At 64.2% G+C, this 2,043-nt stretch carries 1 protein-coding gene and 1 pseudogene; one reads left to right on the top strand and one right to left on the bottom strand.

Annotated features, from left to right (window positions below; genetic code table 11):
• Positions 1-323: 323 nt before the first annotated feature.
• Positions 324-692, top strand: a complete 369-nt coding sequence (locus tag BLQ91_RS39910) for a hypothetical protein (protein WP_090105787.1) — start codon at positions 324-326, stop codon at positions 690-692.
• A 101-nt stretch (positions 693-793) separates the two neighbouring features.
• On the opposite strand, the pseudogene BLQ91_RS43990 reads toward BLQ91_RS39910, so the two are convergent.
• Positions 794-1,876, bottom strand: a pseudogene (locus tag BLQ91_RS43990) (IS630 family transposase).
• Positions 1,877-2,043 lie beyond the last annotated feature (167 nt).

Here is a 2,043-nt window from a genome sequence, read left to right as displayed (position 1 = left end):
CACCCGCTACGACAAACTCGCCGTCCGCTACGAAGCGGCCGTCCACATCGCCGCGATCAACGAATGGCTCTGACCGACTTCGATACAGGCCCTAGATCGGCTGCATGGCGGGGCAGGACTGCTGTGCGACTGCGTTCATCTGGAGTGAAGTTCGAGCACCCCGCCGCGTCGCGGCGACTGGGCAGGAGTGGCGGCAGAACTTCCGGCGGCGAGCCTGGCGAAAGTTCTGCCGCCACTCCTGCCTGGTTGCGGAGAAATCGATGCGGTGTGCTTGTCCTCGATCCATCAGCGGGTTTTCCACCTCAACGGAAAGAATATCCTCCATGTTCAAAAAGATTTCTTCCGCCGCGTTCGCGGCCGCTGTCGCCGTCGGCGCGCTCATGTTCGCGGCCAGCCCGACGTCCGCCGCCTCCGACAGCGGAAAAGGTTGTAGATACCATAAGCTCAGTGACGAGCTCGGCGGTGTGCGCGTGTGCCGGACGTGGGAGTCGCTGAACGACGGCACCGGCCGGTACCGGGGCGTGTGGTGGACCGAGAAGCGGCAGAACCTCAAAAAGCCCGAAGAGACGGTTCTCCAGGGAAATGGTGACGGCCGCGTGTCGACTCTCAACATCATGCATGGCGCCTACCAGGACAACAAGGTTTTCGTCATGCGTGTCTGCGTTCGCGACCTGTGTACCGCCTGGACCTGAGCCGGTGCTGGTGTTCAGGGTTCGCTGCACCCTGAACACCAGCGTCATCAGATCGGGGCAGGTCAATTCGGCGGACGTCGAAGACGAGTGGCCACGGTCTTCTAGTGTCCTGAGTTGTTAATTCGTGTGCAGTAGCGTGCGATGGAGTCGAGGATCTGGTCGGCGGTCTTGGTCCAGACGTAGGGCCGGGGATCGTCGTTCCAGGTCTCGATCCAGGCGCGGATATCGCGGTTGAGCGCGCGGACGCTGGTGTGACTCGCGCGCTGGAGTTTCTTGGTGGTCAGCTCGGAGAACCAGCGTTCGACGAGGTTGAGCCAGGAACTCGACGTCGGCGTGAAGTGCACGGTGAACCGCGGGTGCGCGGCCAGCCAGCGTTTGATCACCGGCGTCTTGTGCGTGGAGACGTTGTCCATCACCAGATGCACCGCCAACTCGGCGGGCACCTCTTTGTCGATGGCGATCAGGAACTTCTTGAACTCGATCGCGCGGTGCCGCGTGTGCAGCCGGCCGATGACCTTGCCGGAGGCGATGTCCAGCGCCGCATACAGACTCGACGTGCCGTGCCGGGTGTAGTCATGTGTGGCGCGCTGCGGCGTTTCCGGCAGCATCGGCAGAATCGGAGCGGTGCGGTTGAGCGCCTGGATCTGGGACTTCTCGTCCACGCACAACACCACCGCACGCTCCGGCGGCGCGAGGTAGAGCCGACCACGTCCTTGACCTTGTCCACGAACAACGGATCCTTGGACAACTTCCACGCCTCACGGCGATGCGGCTGCAGACCGAACGCATTCCAGATCCGCGTCACCGCGGTCTGGGTCAGCTCCGACTCCGCCGCCATCGACCGCGTCGACCAGTGCGTGGCGTTGGCCGGCGTCGACTCCAGCGTCGCGGTGATCACCGCCTCGACCTGCTCATCGGAGATCGTGCGCGGCCGCCCGGGACGCGCCGTCCAGCAGCCCGTCCAGCCGGTCGACCACGAACCGTGACCGCCACTTCGCCACCGTCGCCCGCTGAACTCCCAGCTCCGCCGCGATCTCACTGTTCGAGCCGCCCTCGGCGCACCGCAACACGATCCGCGCCCGCAACGCCAACGCCTGCGCCGTCTTCCGACGCCGCATCCAGCCGCGCAACACGCCCGCCTCGTCGTTGGACAACACCAACTCAGGCAGCTTCGGGTTCGGCATGCCACCAAACCCTACGCCTGCACACGAACTAATGACTCAGCACACTAGTAGTGCTTTGTTAGGTGCTGCTGACCTGGGGTGTTGTTGTGGGTGTTGGGGTCTGGACGGGTTGTCGGCAGGTGTGGCAGACGCCTGTCCAGACCGCGAGTAAGGCCTGGAGTTCGCGC

Source organism: Lentzea jiangxiensis (genome assembly GCF_900104175.1).
Classification (GTDB): domain Bacteria; phylum Actinomycetota; class Actinomycetes; order Mycobacteriales; family Pseudonocardiaceae; genus Lentzea; species Lentzea jiangxiensis.
This window is presented reverse-complemented; position numbering and strand designations above follow the sequence as displayed.

Coding starts and splice junctions, on each gene's coding strand:
- BLQ91_RS39910 (WP_090105787.1), top strand. CDS start 324: ATGTTCAAAAAGATTTCTTCCGCCGCGTTCGCGGCCGCTGTCGCCGTC.